Here is a 233-nt window from a genome sequence, read left to right as displayed (position 1 = left end):
CCCAGCTTGATGATTCCCGCCTTATGCCAGGCGATTTCTTTCACGCTGTCTCCAAGAAAAGCCGTATGTTCTTTGGAAATGCTTGTAATAATGCTTATTAGCGGTTCGATAACATTGGTACTGTCGAACCTGCCCCCCATCCCTGCTTCGATAACGATGTAATCCGGAGATTTTTCTTTTAATATAAGGAAGGCAGCTGCCGTCAGCAATTCGAAATCCGTCAGCGGTGTTGC

The 233-nt window shown here is 46.4% G+C and carries 1 protein-coding gene; it reads right to left on the bottom strand.

Translation table 11 applies throughout. From position 1 onward, the window contains the following. On the bottom strand, positions 1-233 hold a 233-nt coding region (locus tag R0J92_RS26980), incomplete at both ends, for a Mur ligase family protein (RefSeq protein ID WP_411053946.1).

The organism is Tritonibacter sp. SIMBA_163 (assembly GCF_046535935.1).
In the GTDB taxonomy this organism is placed as follows: Bacteria; Pseudomonadota; Alphaproteobacteria; order Rhodobacterales; family Rhodobacteraceae; genus Epibacterium; species Epibacterium scottomollicae.
This window is presented reverse-complemented; position numbering and strand designations above follow the sequence as displayed.